Raw genomic sequence first — 19,062 nt, forward strand, 5'->3', positions numbered from 1 at the left:
CCGCTATTGATTATTGCTTAAATTTTCTTCCTCTCCTTTTCCTGCATGGTAACGACCCATAATATCATCAAATACCTTCCTGCTTTCAGGGGATAGTGCACCTGCATCGATCTTCAATTGTGGAATGAGCTCAATAAGTGTGTTGATACGACCTTCCAGTTGCAGGAATTTATTCAGGACAACCACCTTTCTATCTTCCAGAATGCAAAACCCGCTTTGAAAGGTGCCTCTTTCATAACGGATGATGTAGCCCATTTCTTCGATCACCTTTTCAATCTTATCGAGTGTATTCTGTGTATATTTCATGGAAAGGCAAAAGTAAAAACTAAAAGTTAATCCTTACATCTACGAAAACCAGCTATTTACTCACCATATGAATGACCGGGACGATCATCTCCTCCAGGCTGATTCCACCATGCTGAAATGTATTCCGGTAATAATTGACATAATGGTTGTAATTATTGGGATAGCAAAGGAAAACATCCTCCCCGGCAAAAATGTAGGAAGAATTGATGGTTGGTGATGGAAGGCCACCATCTTTGGGTTCACGGAAAGCCAACACTTCCTTTGGGTCATAATTAAGATTGCGTCCATGTTTGTACCGCAGGTTAGTGGTTGTTTGCTTATCACCAATCACTTTAACAGGTGTTTTCACCCGCACACTGCCATGGTCTGTGGCCAGGATGATCTTTACATTTTTATCAGCGATCTTCTTTAATGCCTGGTGCAGCGGGGAGTGTTCAAACCAGGAAGCTGTAATACTTCGGTAACTTACTTCATCACCCGCCAGTTCTTTCAGCACTTCCATTTCTGTTCGGGCATGAGAGAGCATATCAACAAAATTGTAAACGATCACGTTCAGATCATTTGACAATAAGTTATGGACATTATTGACAAGGTCCAGGCCAGCCTGGTTGTTGAGGACTTTTGTATACGAAGTCCTGAGCTGCTCCTCTCCCATTGATTTCAATTGAGCCTTGAAGAATTCCTCCTCACTTAAATTTTTACCGCCTTCCTCATCATCGTTTTTCCATTGCTGGGGAAATTTCTTTTCAATATCAATAGGTAGCATACCCGCGAATATGGCATTACGGGCGTAATGAGTAGCTGTTGGCAAAATGCTATAGAAAGTATCTTCCTCCACCAGCCTGAAGCTTTCCAGGAAAATGGGCATAATGGTGCGCCACTGGTCGAAACGAAGGTTATCTATCAGCACAAAAAAAGTAGATACGCCCTTTTCCACTGCAGGCAAAACCTTTTCACGGATCAGGGTATGTGACATCACAGGCTTACTTCCCCCTTTTTCTTTGATCCACGACAGGTAATTACGGGAAATGAATTTAAAGAATTCAGTATTCGCCTCATTTTTCTGTGTCAGGAATACTTCCTGCATTTCGGGACTATCACTGCGTTGAAGACTGAGTTCCCAATGCACCAACTCTTTATAGATCCCCATCCATTCATTAAAGTCAGGGCTGCTATTCAGGGCCATAAACAAATTCCGAAACTGCTGCTGGTAGGCCGTGGTTGTTTTTTCAGCTACTAATCTTCGGTTGTCAATGATCTTTTTCAGGGAAAGCCATACCTGGTTAGGATTCACCGGTTTGATCAGGTAGTCAGATATCTGGCTGCCAATAGCCTCATTCATAAGGTTCTCGGTTTCGTTCTTGGTTATAAGCACCACGGGTATCTGGGCATTCACTTCCTTGATCTTGGCCAGGGTTTCCAGGCCGGTTATACCGGGCATGGATTCATCGATCAATACTACATCAACAACATTTTCCTTTATATAATCAATGGCATCAAAGCCATTAGTAAGGGTTTGCACCTGGTAGCCCTTGTTTTCCAGAAATATCTTTTGCGATTGTAAACTTTCTATTTCATCGTCAACCCACAGAATTTTTGCCTGGCTCATGTAAATCCTATTATTTAATTGGTAAATCAAAAACGACCACCCCAGTTAGTTGTGCTCAAAGTGCCTGAAGAAACTTTGCACAACCTTTACGTCATTACGTACTTTGCGGTGAAAATCATTACAAGCTAACAAATTTACACAACCCTACAGGCATGTAATTTTAAAGCGGGGAATTATTAACAAAGCAGTTTCTCATGGCATATGTACGGAAGATAATTAATGACCCTGTTTACGGATTTATTACTATAGATGATCCACTGATATTTGAGATCATTTCCCATCCTTACTACCAGCGTTTGCGGAGAATACACCAAATGGCCTTTGCTTCCCTGGTCTATCCCGGTGCAGTTCATACCCGCCTGCACCATTCCCTGGGAGCCTACCATCTAATGGGCCTGGCTTTAACGGAACTACGCAATAAAGGGGTAGAAATATCAAAAGAGGAAGAACAAGGCGCCAAAATAGCCATCCTGCTCCATGATATTGGCCATGGCCCCTACTCACACGCACTGGAAAGAAAGCTCATCAAGGGTGTGCACCATGAAGATATCTCCTCCCTGATATTGCAATTATTAAATGAACAATTCAATGGCAAACTGGCCATGGCTATTGAGATCTTCAGTGGCACCTACCCCAAACAGTTTCTTCACCAACTGGTTTCTGGCCAGCTGGATGTAGACAGGATGGATTATTTAACCCGTGATTCTTTTTTCACCGGCGTTATTGAGGGCGCTATCGGCTATGATAGAATATTAAAAATGCTCACTGTTCATGAAGGCGAATTGATGATAGAGGAAAAGGCTATTTATACGGTTGAGAAATTCCTGGTTTCAAGAAGACTTATGTACTGGCAGGTTTACCTGCACAAGACTGTTGTAGCAGCAGAAAAAATGCTGGTTAAGATAGTGGATCGGGCCAATGAACTTATAGCCAGCGGAATAGAATTGCAAACTGCTTCCACAAACCTAAATTTCTTTTTGAAAGAGCACCAGCCTGATGGCAATTTTATCAAGCACCTGGAAAGATTTACCCAGTTGGATGACACAGATGTTATGTGCACACTTAAAAACTGGTGTGGTCATTTTGACCCTGTGCTGGGCCGGTTGTGCAAGGGATTGGTGGACCGGAAACTGATAAAGATCAAATTACAGTCAGACCCTTTTGACGACCTGTTGGTGGAAGCCTTACGGACCGACCTTGCCGAAAGGTTAAAAATATCCCTGGAAGAAGCCTCAAACTTCATTTTTACCGGTGAAGCGGTGAACACTACCTATAACCCGGACGATGAACATATTAAGATTCTTTACAAGGACGGGACCATCTCGGATATATCAAAGGTGGATAATGCCCTGATCCATCAACAAGTATCCTCCCCTGTCAAAAAATATTACCTTTGCTATTTCCGCTGAGCGGACAAAAGTTAAAAGTTTAAAATATTTACAGAAAACAATTAATAAAGCGTTTTTGTGTTATTGATGCCCGGAACTTTGAACTTTGAACAACCAATTTGAACTTTTACTTTTAATCTATGCAGTTTACAGCCGCCCAGATCTCTATATTACTGAACGGAAGAATTGAGGGGAATGCCGAAGTGACTGTTTCTTCATTTGGAAAAATAGAAGAAGCACAGGAAGGGCAGCTTACTTTTTTAGCCAATCCCAAATACGAGGATTTCCTTTATTCAACCAATGCGTCTATTGCAATCGTAAATGAGAACTATGAGCTAAGAGACCCTGTAAAACCAACCCTGATCAGGGTACCGGATGCATACACAGGTTTCGCTCAATTGCTGGGAAAATACCAGGAAATGGCTACACAAAAAATGAAGGGAATTCAGCAACCATGCTATATCTCTCCTTCGGCCAAACTTGAAGAAGATGTTTTCGTGGGCGCCTTCTCATATATAGGCGAAAATGTAAGGGTAGGAAAAAATACAAAGATCTTCCCCAATTCCTTCTTAGGGGATAATGTTCAGATAGGGGACGATTGCCTTATTCACCCCGGGGTAAAGATCTACCATGATTGTGTTTTGCAAAACCGGGTGATACTCCATGCAGGGACAGTTATTGGCAGTGATGGATTTGGTTTTGCGCCCCAGGCAGATGGATCCTTCAAAAAAGTACCACAGATCGGGAATGTACTGGTTGAAAAAGATGTTGAAATAGGTGCCAATACCACCATTGACAGGGCTACCATGGGCTCTACCTGTATTAAAGCAGGCGCCAAACTGGATAATCTTATCCAGATAGCCCACAATGTTGAAGTTGGGGAAAGTACAGTAATCGCAGCACAGGTAGGTATATCCGGATCAACCAAGGTTGGAAAAAATGTTATGATCGGGGGACAGGCAGGAATAGTTGGCCATATCCAGATTGCTGATGGTTCACGTATTAATGCCCAAAGCGGCGTTAGCAAATCGATGAAAGAACCATATGGTACTGTTACAGGATCTCCGGCGGCTGACTATAGCAGCGTTTTAAGGAGCCAGGCGATTTTCCGCAATCTGCCGGAAATGGAAAAGCGCATCTACGAACTTGAAAAAATAGTACGGCAGCTAATGGCTGAAAAGATGAATGGGGTTGCCAGGTAGTTGCTAAAACTTTCTCAGGGAACCATAATGCCATTAATCCATTCTTCAATTTGTTCCGGCCCGTATTCCGGGCAAGCTCCTTGTTTTGAAGCTATAAAGGCACCCACGGCATTAGCATATTGCAGTTGTTCATCTGGCCTGGCACCTTTAAGAGATTTATAAATAAAGGCCGCCAAAAAAGCATCCCCGCTTCCAACCGTATCACACACTGTAACCTTAAATCCTCCATGATTCAATAGTTCTCCATCATTGCAAAGAATGGCTCCATTACCGCCCCTTGTTACTATAACAACAGGTATGGAGAATTTATCCTGTAAAAACCTGATCTTATCATCGATCATGGAAAGGGAATGATGCGACTGGGTAATAAAATCCAATTCATGGTCATTTAACTTTACTATGTCTGCATTCCTCAACAGGTCATCTAGCAGTTCCGTATTGAAATGAGGGGGACGAAGGTTAATATCCAATACTCTTTTATGAGCCGCTTCCCTCAGCTTAAAAAGCGTTTTCCTGGATGTTTCATTCCGGGCAGCCAGGCTACCATAAACAAATACGGTTGATTCTTCCACAAGAGTTTGCATGGAAGCATTCCATTCAATAAAATCCCAGGCCACGGGGAAAACAATATCATACAAAACCTCGTTATTAGGCCTGAAAGTAGCATTGACAACCCCTGTTTCATGCTGCTCATCGGCCTGAACATATTCCAGGGAAATCCCGTTTTGGCGTAAAATATTTTTCAGCTGTTCCCCCCGGTCATCCTTACCAACCCTCGAGATCATTGCAGTATTAACTCCTAACTTTTGAAGGTGATACGCAACATTCATAGGAGCACCTCCGGGTAAAGCTCCCGTTGGCAAAACGTCCCACAACACTTCGCCGAAACATACTACTTCAGGTTTTTGTTTCATGGTTGATTATTTAAGTTGAACTTTAAGGATGCAAGCATTTTATCTGAGGTAAAAAGTGGAAGTTTTGCACATCAAAAAAGCCTTTTTAAAATCAAAAAAATATTTAATCGAGGCCTCTCAATTACTTTATCACCCTACCCTATTCACAATGAATTTAATGAAAAAACAAAGAACGCAGCAGCAAGGTTCATATTGATTTTTGGTTGCTTAAAAATGAAAACCAGAAACCATGGGAAAAAGCTGGTTTTTAACGTCTTTTCCATTGGTTATGAGGGCCTTTTTCGATACATTTGCAAGAATGGACCTGCACCATCCCCGGTGCTTAAATTTAAGCTTGAAATGAGTGATATTTTAGATTCAGTTGTAAGTACTTCCACACCTACAGTAATGCCCTCTTATGGCGCCGATTCCATCCAGGTATTAGAAGGCCTGGAAGCCGTTCGTAAGCGCCCTGCCATGTATATTGGCGATATTGGAGTTAAAGGTTTACACCACCTTGTTTACGAGGTCGTAGATAACTCAATTGATGAAGCCCTGGCAGGACATTGTAAAAACATCCTTGTCACCATTCATGAGGATAATTCAGTATCCGTTGAAGATGATGGTCGTGGTATCCCAACAGGTATCAATACCAAGGAAGGAAGATCTGCATTGGAAGTAGTAATGACCGTATTGCATGCCGGTGGAAAATTTGATAAGGATTCCTATAAGGTGTCAGGTGGCCTTCACGGTGTGGGTGTGAGTTGCGTGAATGCATTGAGTAAAAAACTTCATGTTACAGTATTTCGTGAAGGGAAAATATTCGAACAGGAATATCGTATTGGTGTCCCTCAATATACGGTTAGGGAGATAGGTGAATCTGAGAAGAGAGGAACAAAAGTTCATTTCTGGCCTGATGATACGATTTTCATTACTTCGCTATACATCAAAGACATCCTTGAAAGCCGCCTACGTGAGCTAAGCTTTTTGAACAAAGGCCTGAGCATTACCTTAAATGATCTTCGGGAAAAGGATGACGAAAGCGGGTTAACCTATTCCAAAACTTTTTACAGTGAAGGGGGTATAGTAGAATTTGTGGAAATGCTGGATGCCAATGCCGGTAGGCAAAGCCTTTTACCCAAGCCCCTTTTTGTAGAAGGCAGGGATGAGAAAAATAATGTAGCGGTTGAAGTGGCTATGACCTACAATACCAGCTATAATGAGCATATTTATTCTTATGTAAATAATATCAATACCATTGAGGGGGGTACCCACGTAGCTGGCTTCAGGCGTTCTTTGACCAGGGTGTTTAAAAGCTATGGCGATAAGAATGGCATGTTCGAAAAGGCTAAGGTTACTATTGAAGGGGATGACTTCCGCGAAGGATTAAGCGCTGTTATTTCTGTAAAAGTTCCTGAACCCCAGTTTGAAGGACAAACGAAAACAAAGCTTGGCAACAATGAGGTCATGGGTATTGTCGATACAACAGTTTCCAAGGTCATTGAAGCCTACCTGGAAGAAAATCCTAGAGAAGCTAAGAATATTATTCAGAAGGTGATATTAGCTGCGCAGGCAAGAGCTGCAGCTAAAAAAGCCAGGGAAATGGTACAGCGTAAATCCGTTTTAAGCGGAGGTGGATTGCCTGGTAAACTGGCTGACTGTTCTGACAGGGATCCTGAACGTTGCGAACTTTACCTGGTTGAGGGTGATTCGGCAGGTGGTACGGCAAAACAAGGCCGTGACAGGAGTTTCCAGGCTATTCTTCCCTTGCGTGGTAAGATCCTGAACGTGGAGAAAGCAATGGAGCACAAGATCTACGAGAATGAGGAAATACGAAATATGTATACAGCCCTTGGAGTAACCGTGGGTACACCCGAAGATCCGAAGGCATTGAACCTGGCTAAGCTTCGTTATCATAAATTGATCATTATGACGGATGCTGATGTGGATGGAAGTCACATTGCCACTCTTATCCTGACCTTCATCTACCGTTATATGAAAGAGATGGTCGAACAGGGATACGTATTTATTGCCCAGCCACCTTTATACCTGGTAAAGAAAGGTAAAGAACAGGCTTACGCTTATAATGAAGAACAACGCAAACTGCTGGTTGAAAAACTGGGCGGTGGGAATGAAGGCGCTGTGAACATTCAACGTTACAAAGGTCTTGGAGAAATGAACTCAGAACAATTATGGGAAACGACCATGAATCCAGGCACCCGCACATTAAAGCAGGTAACAATTGAAAGCGCCGCAGAAGCAGACCGCATATTCAGCATGCTGATGGGAGATGAAGTAGCTCCACGTCGTGAGTTTATAGAAAGCCATGCGAAGTATGCAAGAATTGATGTATAATCATTCAACACATTTTAATAGTAATAAGCCCGGATAACCTCCGGGCTTTATTTATGAATAATATTAAACATTCCTTAGTCTAAGCCTACCATGATCAAAAGGCGATTCTCATTCAATTTCCATTAAAGAATAAACTGCTTTATCAGTTTCAGTTAATTTTAGAGAATAATTCTTCAATATGAACTATACCCCTGATCCAGACAGGTATAATGAAATGCAATACAGGCGTTGCGGCAATAGTGGTTTGATGCTTCCAGCCCTATCATTGGGTCTTTGGCACAACTTCGGAGAGATTGATGATTTTGAAAAATGCAGGGAAATTGTTCATACCGCTTTCGATAATGGTATTACACATTTTGACCTTGCCAACAATTATGGACCACCCCCGGGAGGCGCTGAAGTCACTTTTGGTAAGATACTTTCAAGAGACCTATTGTCTTACAGGGATGAATTGATCATTTCGTCTAAGGCCGGATGGCCTATGTGGGCGGGCCCTTATGGTGACTGGGGATCAAAAAAATATTTGATGGCCAGCCTTGATCAAAGCCTTAAACGTATGGGTCTTGAGTATGTTGATATTTTTTACCACCATCGACCGGATCCTTCCACTCCATTGGAAGAGACCATGAAGACATTGGACCTTATGGTTAGGCAGGGAAAGGCATTATATATTGGCATCTCAAGTTATGCTGCTGAAGAAACTCAAAAAGCGATTGATATACTGAACTTCCTTGGCACTCCACTGCTAATACACCAGCCTAAATATTCCATGTTGGAAAGATGGGTGGAGGACAAATTATTGGATGTGTTGGATAAAAATGGGGTAGGCTGTATTACATTTTCCTCCCTGGCCCAGGGACTTCTTACAGATAAATATTTAAAGGGAATTCCGGTCGATTCCAGGGCTGCCAGCGCCAGAGGTAATGGAGCATTGGAAGTAGAGGCCATAACGCCTTCCACCTTACAAAAAGTTGAGCGGCTGAACACGATGGCCAGGGATAGAGGACAGTCTCTTGCCCAAATGGCGCTTTCTTGGGTGCTGAAAGATAAAAGGATCACATCTGTAATTATAGGAGCAAGTAAACCAAGCCAGGTTATTGATTCGATACATTGCATTAAGAACCCTGATTTCTCTGCAGATGAATTGGTGCAAATTGAAGAGATTTTAAAATAAGTTTGCGCATTTTATCAAACAGGAAAGCAGGAAATGAAGAATTATTTTGGCTTTAGAGAACTTCAGGTCATTAGTGTATTACTCATTATATGTGGTACAGCAATAGCGCAGGATAGTACTCAGAGATTTAAATCGGCAGGAGCCATTACAGGTTATGGACACCAGATTAATATAGAAACGAAGTATAATCCTATTTTCCTTGCAGGAGATTTTTCCTGGCAATTTGGGAAGCAAAGAAAAAAGAATTTTCTTGCTTTATACCTTGAACCACAGTTTAACCTGGTTGCTACTGTCCGACCATTAGACATTGAATTTGGATCCAATATAGGGTTACGTTATTATGAACATATTTCTCCCGGATTCTTACTGTATCAAATGCTGGGGTCAGGTCCTCATTATATTACCGCAGACCTCCCAAGACAGGCCAGGGGTTTTATTTTCTCAGATAACCTGGCCATTGGATTCTTTAAACAATTAAAGAAGGAAAGACCCTTATTCCTGAATTTCCAGTTTCGGGTCCGACATATATCTAATGCAGGGCTTAAATTGCCTAATTCAGGGGTAAATACCCTAAATGTAATGGTGGGACTATCCAAAATAAAATAGAATCTGAAATTTCATAAAATTTCTAACAGGCTCATCTGTTTACCGGGACATTTTTGGCCTTCAATTTGCCGAAAAAACGTAGATTTAAACATTACTAACCAAAAAACTTAATCATATGTCTGATGTGCAACTCACAGCTTATAACGTAAAGACCAAAGAAAAGGGTGTACCTATCCAGGATGCAGTGATCACTAAAACGGCTAAAGGCGCATACATGGTGCAGGGTCACGATGGCAAAGGAAACAAACTCACCACATTATGTAATGAGGCAAAGGCGATGGCTGCTATCAAAGCTGGTGTAGCAAAACAAGGCTGGGAATAATTGACCTTACGATATAAAAAAAGCTGCCAGGATCTGGCAGCTTTTTTTATTGGATTAAACCTGCTAAAATTTATTCAGCTTAAAGGTTTGATACTTATTGTTCCATTTGACACTGAGCAAATAAATCCCTTTGGCAAAAGCAGGCGAGGTAAGGTCCAAAGAAAACTTTTGAATGAATCCAGTACCATTTATTTTATTTGAATAAACCAATCTGCCTTTAGAATCAAATACTGATGCAACGAAAATTTCCCCGGCATTGACCTGGTAGATCAATTGGAACATTCCTTTGGAAGGATTGGGATACACCCGCCACAGCACAGCCTGATCAAATGTGATTGACCTGATCGCTGAATAAAAATAGCTTCCATCGGCATTTATAATTTTGATCCGGTAGTATTGAACGCCTAATTTGCCCGGTTCTTCATCATTAAAATTATACGTACGCTGCTGAAATGTATTACCCAGGCTTTCAACTATACCAATAGATTCAAACTGACCAGCCTGCATTTGAGCTTCGCCCCTCGCAACTTCTATCACATACCGGGACACTTCTGATTCGCTACCCACTTTCCAGGCCAATAATACATCTGAGCCTGTCCCCTTCTGAACTTGAAAATCCATCATTTTGACCGGAAGTGGAGTGGTTTTATCAAAACCTCCCTGGCTCAGCCAGAACTCCGAGAATCCCTTCACTTTGAATTCAGCATAATAGCCTTTATCAAATGGCACTAAAGCCAGCTTATTAGCCGGGATAAAGTTCCAGGTTCCCTGCTGATCATCAGAGATAGATCCATTTTCAAAGGCAGTGTCTTTATCGCTATAGGCAGAGACTCCTAATTCATAGGCTGATAGCGGTGTTATACAACTGTTGCAACCAGTAGCATTGATCAGGGAATCTGTTTCATTATCAAGGAAATAAAAGCGCACAATGGCTGAATCATTGAATGACCTGTTTGCCGGTTTAATAGTGATGTTCCTGTTATGATAATATTGGTTGTTATAATTCCTGGCCTTCCCATTGGAAATAAATACCTGTGCTGCTGTTTTTCCTAAATCCTGCCCGGATGGCAATAGGGAAGCGATAAGTTTTCCGCCAGATTTGAAGTCAATCCAATTGCTACCTGAAACATTGGATATTACAGGTGCGGCAAGTGTTACGCTATCATAGATACCACTTGTATTATCATATATATGTATGTCATCTATGGCCAACCCTTCACGGGTCACCCCAGGATCTGAATTCATAACAAACCGCAAGCGTAAACGGCTTGCACCTGTAGGTAATGGAACAGTAGCCATGTGCCACTTGAATGCCGACTGGGTACTCCACATCTGTGCCGTTGCCTGGTTATACCAATTGGTTGTATTTCCTGTAGTTCCCAGCTTATACCAGGATATTCCGTCTACAGAAAATTCCACCCATGCTGCATCACAAATATTGGCACCACAATCTTCAATGTCCATAGCAACACTAAAGCTCAGGGTAGGATTTACCAGCCCGGTAACATTTATGCACGGTGAGTACAAATAAGAATATTCGTTATCATTATAATTCCCCAACAACCTGGTTTTCCATGCTTTTGCTCCACTTGCAGCCCGATTTATCTTGTTGGATACCGGAGTTCCATATTCCCAGGAACTATTTATTCCTCCTGCATACCAATTCCCGTCAGAATTTTCAAAGTTTTGAAGATAAGGGAAGGAGGAGATTACAGGTGCATTCCTTACAACATAGGTTGCCGTGTCATTATCCTTAAAACTATCATTGTCCAGGTCTACCACTGCCTGTATGGTATAGGATTGAAAGGAGGAAAGATCTGCGGTACTTGTAAAAGTAAACGGTAAAGTTTCCTTAGCTCCTATGGAAGGGATCACTTCGGTAACCCAGGGACCTGCATTGATCCGGTAACGTACCGGTATATTGGTAATAACATTGGTGGAACTGTTTCGAACAGAAACTTTTATAGAAGTAGCATTGGTTAATCCGCAACTGGAAGAGAAAGGTGCATCTATGCTTTTCATTTGCATGTCGCTAAATACTTTGTATAGCCGGATGTCATCAAATGTGAACCCGTTGGCAAACATTTTATCCGTGGCCGGCAACTGGCCAAACTGGCCCCACCTTACCTGGAAGCTTTTGCTAAAGTTTTGAACTGAGGTGGACAACAGATCAGACAATTCAATACTCGACGTTTTTGTATATTGACCAGGGTTGCTATGATCATCCAAATTGTAAGCCTCTATCCAGGGATCGTTTTCAGAACCCCTGATCCATACCCGGTTATCCGAACTTAAAAACTGGTCGTGATTCAGGTATTGGAAATCAAGCCGGATATCACTTGTGGTTGTATCGTATGCCCCCAGATTAAAAGTCGCTTGCCAATAATTTTTGTTTCCTGCTGTATAAACCCTGTCGGCATCTATAGTAACAGCTTTGGAACCTGAAAAAGCAATTCCAGAATTAAAATAAGTCCTTGCTCTACCTACTGATGTACCTGGAATAAAATCATAACGATCTGCACCATCAAAACCGTACGTTGTATCATTGTATTCCTTTGAAGATGCAGATTCGAGGTCATCTGTGAATGTATGACCGAGATCTATTGGCTGATTGTTTAATTGCTTAACGATTAATAGGGAAGTATCGTTTTTACTGACCGGGTCACCAGCAGCATTTTTTACTACAGTTACAATTGAGTAGGTAGCCGGTGAAGAAAGATCTGCTGTGGTATTAAAAGTGAAAGAATAAGTAGCATTACTATTAATGGTAGCCGTGCTATTCTCCATAATCCAGGGACCACCATTGATTGAATATTTGGCTTCAAAACCTGTTTGAGTCGCATCATCAAGATTTTTTATCCTGATGGTAATTAGGGTATTTGCAGATAGTTCAGAAGTTGTAAATTTTCTTCCTGTTACCGGTGCCGTCACCGCTTCCAGCTCCAGGTCATTATCTGAAATACTTCCGCTACATGAACCTGAATCAGGTTTTCGGGAAATTGCCAAAGCTCTTCTACCCGCCTTACCGTCCAGGAGAGAACGTACAGTAACCCAATAGGTACTATCTTTTGAAAGTCCGCTTAAAGTATAACTGGTACTATTGGTAATGGCAACTTGTTTCATAATATCACCCTCCAATTTCATTACCTCGTAACCTGTTGCACCCGCAACTGATGTCCAGGCAAGGTTAATATAACCTTCACATTGTACCGGTGCCAGGGAAACCACAGGAAGAGCCAATACAACAAAAGAATTGGTAGAATTCGATTCTCCGGAGCCCTCTTTAGTTATTCTTACTACACCTTTACTGGATGGTAGATTGGGTACTGTCCATGTATAAAACGCACGATTAATATCTACACCCGATGCAATACTGTTCCAACTAACCCCATTGTCTGCTGAATATTCCAAAGAAACGGTTCCTGAAGAATAACCATACGCCTCCCAACTGATCTTGGTCAATTCTCCTGGAACAAGGCCCTGCCCCCCTGCCGGAGCTGTAAGCTTTAATTGAATTGGGATGGGATCATACACCAGGAAATATTCCTGGGATGAATTCTGTGTGATGGCTGTGGGAATAACTTTAATCGTATAATTACCGGCAGCAGGTTGATCAATCACTACCTGTTCCATGTTATTGATATGATCTGCTCCATTGGAAGCTGTATTCCCAACATTAGCAACTGTGGAATCTAGTAATTTAGGTAATACCGTTGCCGATGATGCATCCAGCACTTGAAGATCTAGGTCATTGACCAGTGTTTGCCGGCTCATTAATGAAGCTGCCGGATCATTCCAATACAACAGCACCTTCAATTGAGCCGTGTTGACAGGAACAGATATGGTATGAGAATTTGTTGTGCCAGGAATACTATTACCTGTTATATAATGACTGTTTTCGAGCATTTCCATGCTTCGCAACACATTGATCCAGCCAAAACCATATTGGTAATCTGGTCCTGCATTTCCCCTATCCACGGCTCCGTTGCAAAGCAGTGCCTTCATTAATCCATTTTTCGGATCTGTTCCATTATTTAATTGCCGGTATCGCTGGTACAATAAAGCCAGGGATCCGGAAGCAGAGGGAGCTGCCATGCTTGTACCATTATTATAGGAATAGATATTATTACTCCAGGTAGATAACACTTTTTGACCCATGGCAACAATATCAGGTTTGGTCCGGCCATCTCTTACAGGCCCGCGGGATGAAAAAGAAGCTATCGATCCTGAATCATCCGTGGCACCAACCGTCAATACATTTTTGGCTGATTGATATCCACCCAGTACCGTTCTATACCCTTTAGAATAAGGAACACATGAAGATGAACCGCTATTTCCTGCAGCGAAAACATTTTCCAGGTTTGGATACAGAAATGCCATCTGGTCAAGTATTCGGGAAGTAAGATCATACGAACCATTATAATCACACTCAATAATATCACCATAGGAATTATTGGTGATTACCATTCCATAATCTTTAATATAGGTTCCTGCATTTGTCAGTATTCCTGAAAAAGCCTGGCTAACAATGGTTGCCTTAGGTGCATACCCCCGATATAATTCATTGATAATTCCGGCGCCTCCTAATGTTCCACTTACATGTATTCCATGAGCCGAAGCAGTAACAGCTGCACGATTGATAACACGTCCTGAGAAATCAATATGGGACCGGATATCTGCATTATCTCCAATTCCTACTACAATGCCCTCGCCATTTAAACCCCTGCCACCATCAGCAATAGCTGCATTCAACAGATTCGTTCTTGAGGCAGTACGATCATTATAATTCAGTGGCTGGTCTTCAGGTGGAGCTGGCTGCACATAATCAATAAAGGGAAATGCTGCCAGTTCATTGAGGCGACTCACTGCAATACGTAAAGCAATAATATGGTAAGCCTGGTTGTTAAGAGATAAGACCTCTATGTTCTGTGCTTTTAAAGCATCTAATACCTCAGTTATTGAAAAGGACTTTGGAAAACTTACCCAAATGTCTACAGTGCCAGCCACCCTGCCTGCCCAGGGTGCAATTTGACCTTTAGCAAGTGAAGCACTCATTTTAAATTCGGGCGAGATTTCCATAACAGACCTCGCTTTGACCCTCGACAATGCAGATGCACTTAAATTTCCATTGATGGTAGCTGTATAGGCATTTCCCGATACAAATTCTAACAGCTCGACCCCGGTAGAAAGCAGTTCTTTACGTTGATTTTCTGTTGGCAATTTATCAAACTGGATAAGAACAAGTGCTTTATTGTTTGACCGCGCCATTCTTGAATTCAAAGTATCCATGTAGCCCTGCCTGATATTTTGAACTGGAGTTAAAGTACTGTTTCTGAGAAATATGGTATTGGGATTATTTTGGGCGAATGCGATAGCAGATAAAAATAACAGGGTACAAAGGATTGGCAGTCGGTTCAGTTTCATGGATATAGCAGTTCTTAAACTAAAAATAAAGAAAATAAATAATAATTGTATATCAAAGCCTCTGTAGAAAAGCTTCTTACGCTGTGGCACGAATAATATTTAAAAGTGAATAGTGTTTAAACTTGCGCAGGTTCCTTTGCAATCACTTGCGTATGCATTCTTTGTAAAAAGCCGTACACATCCTGCATGTCATGCACCGGCTCCACAACGATCATGAAAAGCTTACCAACCTGCTTTAACCTTGCCTTATTTGTTCCAGTTTGCAGGTATTGAAGAATTGCATTAAAGGTCTCCGATTCAAAATAAGGAGAGTCCGGCTTGTTGACAAAGTAACATTTAAGGGCATCGTTTTTAAGGATCATTCGTTCAAAGCCCAGTTCCACTGCCAGCTTCCGGCTTCTGACAGTTATAAATAATTCCTGCACCTGCGGCGGCAATGGTCCGAATCTATCAACCATCTCCTGCTCCATGGCAACCAGTTCTTCCTCTGTTTCGCAATTATCCAGTCGGGAATATAATGAAAGCCGTTCTGCAATACTTTCCACATAATCATCCGGAATAAGTATCTCCAGGTCTGTATCAATTGTACAATCCTGTACAAAATCATCCTGCCTGGATATTTCTTCTTTAAACAGTTCTTTAAACTGTGTTCGCTTCAATTCCCGGATGGCTTCGTCGAGAATCTTTTGATACATCTCGAAACCGATTTCAGCCATGAAGCCGCTTTGCTCACCACCCAACATATTTCCTGAACCACGGATATCCAGGTCACGCATAGCGATCTGGAAACCACTACCCAATTCACTATGCTGTTCAAGGGTTTGCAGGCGTTTTCTGGAATCTGTGGGCAATGTACTTATGGGGGGAGCCAATAAATAGCAGAAAGCTTTTTTGTTACTTCTTCCAACCCTGCCACGCAACTGGTGGAGGTCACTCAAACCAAACTGGTGGGCATTATTTACTATGATAGTATTTACATTAGGTATGTCCACACCACTTTCAACAATATTGGTACATACCAGCACATCATATTTTTTGTCAATAAAATCCATGATTCGCTCTTCCAGTTCATGCCCTTCCATTTGACCATGTGCAAAACCAATACTCAGGTCAGGACATAGTCCCTGGATCATGGCCGACATTTCAGCCAATCCCTGGATCCGGTTATGTATAAAGAACACCTGTCCTCCTCTTTCTGTCTCAAAGTAAATCGCATCCCTGACAAAATCTTCCTGGTATACCCTTACTTCAGTCTGGATTGGTTGCCTGTTAGGAGGCGGGGTATTGATAATGGAAAGGTCCCTGGCTCCCATCAGGCTGAATTGAAGGGTCCTCGGTATGGGTGTAGCCGTAAGCGTTAAAGCATCAACATTCGTTCTTAATGTTTTGATCTTCTCTTTGTGTGCTACTCCAAATTTTTGCTCTTCATCAATGATCAGTAATCCAAGGTCTTTAAATTTCACATCTTTTCCCAGGATGGCATGGGTACCTACGATGATGTCAACTTTACCTTCCTCCAGCTTTTTATAGGTATCTTTTTTCTCCTTTGACGATTTAAAGCGATTTACATAATCCACCGTAACAGGAAAATCTTTTAACCGCTCACTAAAGGTTTTGAAATGCTGAAAGGCAAGAATAGTTGTTGGCACCAATATGGCAGCCTGCTTGCCATCTAAAACAGTTTTGAATGCAGCACGGACCGCAATTTCAGTCTTACCAAAACCTACATCTCCACATACCAGGCGGTCCATTGGTGAAGGAGATTCCATATCTTTTTTTACATCTGCGGTTGCCTTGCTTTGATCCGGAGTATCCTCATAAATAAATGAAGCTTCCAGTTCTGTTTGCATATAATTGTCAGGTGCATGCTGAAATCCTTCCTGGGCCTTTCGTTGTGCATATAGTTTGATCAGGTCGAATGCTATTTCCTTGACCCTTGTCTTTGTCTTTTCCTTTAACCGGTTCCATACATCACTGCCTAACTTGTTGATCTTGGGAATAGTTCCCTCTTTGCCTGTATATTTAGCTATTTTATGAAGTGAGTTGATATTGACATAGAGAATATCACTGTCTTTATAAATGATCCTTACTGCCTCCTGCAGCTTACCATTTATTTCCATTTTCTGCAACCCGCTATATACCCCTACACCATGATCTATATGTGTTACAAAGTCGCCCGGCTGTAATTCCCTCAATGCACGTAAGGTCAGTGCCTTATTCTTATTGTATGCCTGCTTAACCTTGTATTTATGATACCGTTGAAATATCTGGTGGTCTGTATAACATACGATCTTCAGGTCTTCATCAATAAAACCTTCATGTATGGAAGTAGCGATAGGATTAAAATGAATCTCTTCTTTCAAATCCTGGAAGATAGTATACAAGCGTTCCAGCTGCTTGGGGTTTTCCGCAAACAGATTCAATTCAAATCCCCTTGCTTCCCAGCTTTTCAGGTCTTTCATCAATAATTCGAATTGCCTGTTAAAAGCTGGTTGCTCCTTTGTATGAAACTCTATTTCATACTGGCTATTTGCTGGAACCGCATGACCAAAATAGACTGCGTGCTTTTGATGGAGTTGTAAAAAGAAATCTGATGCTGATGTAAATTCATTCAGGTTGATCTCCTTTTTGAACATCTTATCTTCCTGCTCTGACTCTTTTGTCTTCGCCTTTAGATCATAGGAGTTAAGGAAAAGTCCAAGGTCTTCTTCAGATGTAAGCAATCTTTCCCGTACCAATTCCTCGTCCTGGATCCAGATCACCGTATTTTCCGGCAGAAATTCCAGGAGCGATACTTTTTCTTCATTATCAAACTGGAGGTCAACATTGGGAATGATACTTACCTGTAACAACCTTCTTTCACTTAATTGTGTTTCAGGGTCTATAATTCGGATGGAATCCACATCATTACCAAACAATTCGACCCTGTATGGCTTTTCATTGCCAAAGGAATAAATATCAAGAATCCCTCCTCTTACGGCAAACTGGCCTGGTTCATAAACAAAATCCGTTCTTTCAAATCCATAATTCACCAACCGGGCATACAGGTCATCAAGAGCCAGTTCATCTCCTGTTTTTATATGGATAATATTAGAGGATATAGCCCTGGATACGACCACTTTTTCAAACAATGCTTCGGGGTAAGTGACCAAAGCACCCACCCTTACGCCAGTACCTGATGAAAACTTAGAAAGCGCCTCGGTCCTGAGCATAACATGCGAAGGATTCAAAAGGCTGAAGTTCTTTCTGTTTTTAAAAGAAGAAGGAAAGTATTGTATGTTTAAGGCCTGTGTAAGGTTTTCAATGGTATTATGAAAATAGGCAGCATCCTCTTCATCATTACAAATGAAAACATGGTTCATTTGACTGCAGGAAGGGTGTAGAAAGATGGAAGCTGCAACAAACTGGGATGAACTTCCCCTTAAGTTTTTTAAAAATATTTTTTGCCCTCCAGACTCATTTGGGGCATAAGAAAGTTTGTCCGCCAATTGAAAAAGGCTGGAAGAACTTTCATATTTATTCAATAACTCACCAAAACTCATGTTCTCTTAGCTCCTCTTACATCCAAAGAACAGCAAAGATAGACCGCCATGACCTAAATTCAGGGATTAAGGATTAATGTAATGTTAACAGCCAACAGATCTTTCAACAGATAGTTAATCTGTTCACCTGTTTTCTTTGAATTCCTTATATTGCTATGGCATCGAATAAACACCAGGAAGAATGGCTGACCGATTTGATAATAAACCACTTCGCAATCGTTGTATTCGACCAAAACTATTA

General features: G+C 41.6%; 11 protein-coding genes. 6 read left to right on the forward strand and 5 right to left on the reverse strand.

What is annotated here, in order from left to right; translation table 11 throughout:
• Positions 1-3: 3 nt before the first annotated feature.
• Together BP74_RS17040 and porX are read right to left on the reverse strand one after the other, a co-directional pair.
• Positions 4-306 (reverse strand): hypothetical protein, encoded by a 303-nt coding sequence (locus tag BP74_RS17040; RefSeq protein ID WP_496375880.1) that lies wholly within the window; start codon positions 304-306, stop codon positions 4-6.
• Between the two features lie 52 nt (positions 307-358).
• Entirely contained in the window at positions 359-1,915 is a 1,557-nt protein-coding gene (porX, locus tag BP74_RS17045; RefSeq protein ID WP_496375882.1) for a T9SS response regulator signal transducer PorX, read from the reverse strand.
• A gap of 194 nt (positions 1,916-2,109) precedes the next feature.
• On the opposite strand from porX, the gene BP74_RS17050 reads away from it, so the two are divergent.
• Entirely contained in the window at positions 2,110-3,324 is a 1,215-nt protein-coding gene (locus tag BP74_RS17050) for an HD domain-containing protein (RefSeq protein ID WP_496375884.1), read from the forward strand.
• A gap of 119 nt (positions 3,325-3,443) precedes the next feature.
• The gene (gene lpxD, locus BP74_RS17055; RefSeq protein ID WP_496375886.1) at positions 3,444-4,505 is read left to right on the forward strand and encodes a UDP-3-O-(3-hydroxymyristoyl)glucosamine N-acyltransferase; all 1,062 of its coding nucleotides are present in this window, start codon (positions 3,444-3,446) and stop codon (positions 4,503-4,505) included.
• A gap of 14 nt (positions 4,506-4,519) precedes the next feature.
• On the opposite strand, the gene BP74_RS17060 is transcribed toward lpxD, so the two are convergent.
• On the reverse strand, positions 4,520-5,419 hold the full coding sequence (locus tag BP74_RS17060; RefSeq protein WP_496375888.1) for a carbohydrate kinase family protein: 900 nt from the start codon (positions 5,417-5,419) through the stop codon (positions 4,520-4,522).
• A gap of 213 nt (positions 5,420-5,632) precedes the next feature.
• On the opposite strand from BP74_RS17060, the gene gyrB reads away from it, so the two are divergent.
• The 4 genes from gyrB (at position 5,633) to BP74_RS17080 (ending at position 9,855) form a co-directional block, all read left to right on the forward strand.
• Positions 5,633-7,753, forward strand: a complete 2,121-nt coding sequence (gene gyrB, locus BP74_RS17065; RefSeq protein WP_496375889.1) for a DNA topoisomerase (ATP-hydrolyzing) subunit B — start codon at positions 5,633-5,635, stop codon at positions 7,751-7,753.
• Positions 7,754-7,931: 178 nt separating this feature from the next.
• Positions 7,932-8,927, forward strand: coding sequence for an L-glyceraldehyde 3-phosphate reductase (gene mgrA, locus BP74_RS17070; protein ID WP_496375891.1), 996 nt, complete (start codon positions 7,932-7,934; stop codon positions 8,925-8,927).
• Positions 8,928-8,960: 33 nt separating this feature from the next.
• Positions 8,961-9,533, forward strand: a complete 573-nt coding sequence (locus BP74_RS17075) for an acyloxyacyl hydrolase (RefSeq protein WP_496375893.1) — start codon at positions 8,961-8,963, stop codon at positions 9,531-9,533.
• Between the two features lie 115 nt (positions 9,534-9,648).
• Positions 9,649-9,855 (forward strand): hypothetical protein, encoded by a 207-nt coding sequence (locus tag BP74_RS17080; RefSeq protein WP_072834168.1) that lies wholly within the window; start codon positions 9,649-9,651, stop codon positions 9,853-9,855.
• Between the two features lie 63 nt (positions 9,856-9,918).
• Here BP74_RS17080 and BP74_RS17085 read toward each other — a convergent pair whose 3' ends face one another.
• Both BP74_RS17085 and mfd read right to left on the reverse strand, forming a co-directional pair.
• Positions 9,919-15,279: a S8 family serine peptidase gene (locus BP74_RS17085; RefSeq protein WP_496375895.1), complete on the reverse strand. Its 5,361-nt coding sequence runs from the start codon at positions 15,277-15,279 to the stop codon at positions 9,919-9,921.
• A gap of 116 nt (positions 15,280-15,395) precedes the next feature.
• Positions 15,396-18,641 carry a transcription-repair coupling factor gene (mfd, locus tag BP74_RS17090; protein ID WP_496375897.1) on the reverse strand — a complete coding sequence of 1,082 codons (3,246 nt, stop codon included), beginning with the start codon at positions 18,639-18,641 and terminating at the stop codon, positions 15,396-15,398.
• Positions 18,642-19,062: the final 421 nt, after the last annotated feature.

Source organism: Flavisolibacter ginsengiterrae DSM 18136, from assembly GCF_059568575.1.

Excerpts from the sequence above, each read along its gene's own strand:
- BP74_RS17040 (WP_496375880.1), bottom strand. The coding sequence starts at position 306 with ATGAAATATACACAGAATACACTCGATAAGATTGAAAAGGTGATCGAA.
- porX (WP_496375882.1), bottom strand. The coding sequence starts at position 1,915 with ATGAGCCAGGCAAAAATTCTGTGGGTTGACGATGAAATAGAAAGTTTA.
- BP74_RS17050 (WP_496375884.1), top strand. The coding sequence starts at position 2,110 with ATGGCATATGTACGGAAGATAATTAATGACCCTGTTTACGGATTTATT.
- lpxD (WP_496375886.1), top strand. The coding sequence starts at position 3,444 with ATGCAGTTTACAGCCGCCCAGATCTCTATATTACTGAACGGAAGAATT.
- BP74_RS17060 (WP_496375888.1), bottom strand. The coding sequence starts at position 5,419 with ATGAAACAAAAACCTGAAGTAGTATGTTTCGGCGAAGTGTTGTGGGAC.
- gyrB (WP_496375889.1), top strand. The coding sequence starts at position 5,633 with ATGAAAACCAGAAACCATGGGAAAAAGCTGGTTTTTAACGTCTTTTCC.
- mgrA (WP_496375891.1), top strand. The coding sequence starts at position 7,932 with ATGAACTATACCCCTGATCCAGACAGGTATAATGAAATGCAATACAGG.
- BP74_RS17075 (WP_496375893.1), top strand. The coding sequence starts at position 8,961 with ATGAAGAATTATTTTGGCTTTAGAGAACTTCAGGTCATTAGTGTATTA.
- BP74_RS17080 (WP_072834168.1), top strand. The coding sequence starts at position 9,649 with ATGTCTGATGTGCAACTCACAGCTTATAACGTAAAGACCAAAGAAAAG.
- BP74_RS17085 (WP_496375895.1), bottom strand. The coding sequence starts at position 15,279 with ATGAAACTGAACCGACTGCCAATCCTTTGTACCCTGTTATTTTTATCT.
- mfd (WP_496375897.1), bottom strand. The coding sequence starts at position 18,641 with ATGAACCATGTTTTCATTTGTAATGATGAAGAGGATGCTGCCTATTTT.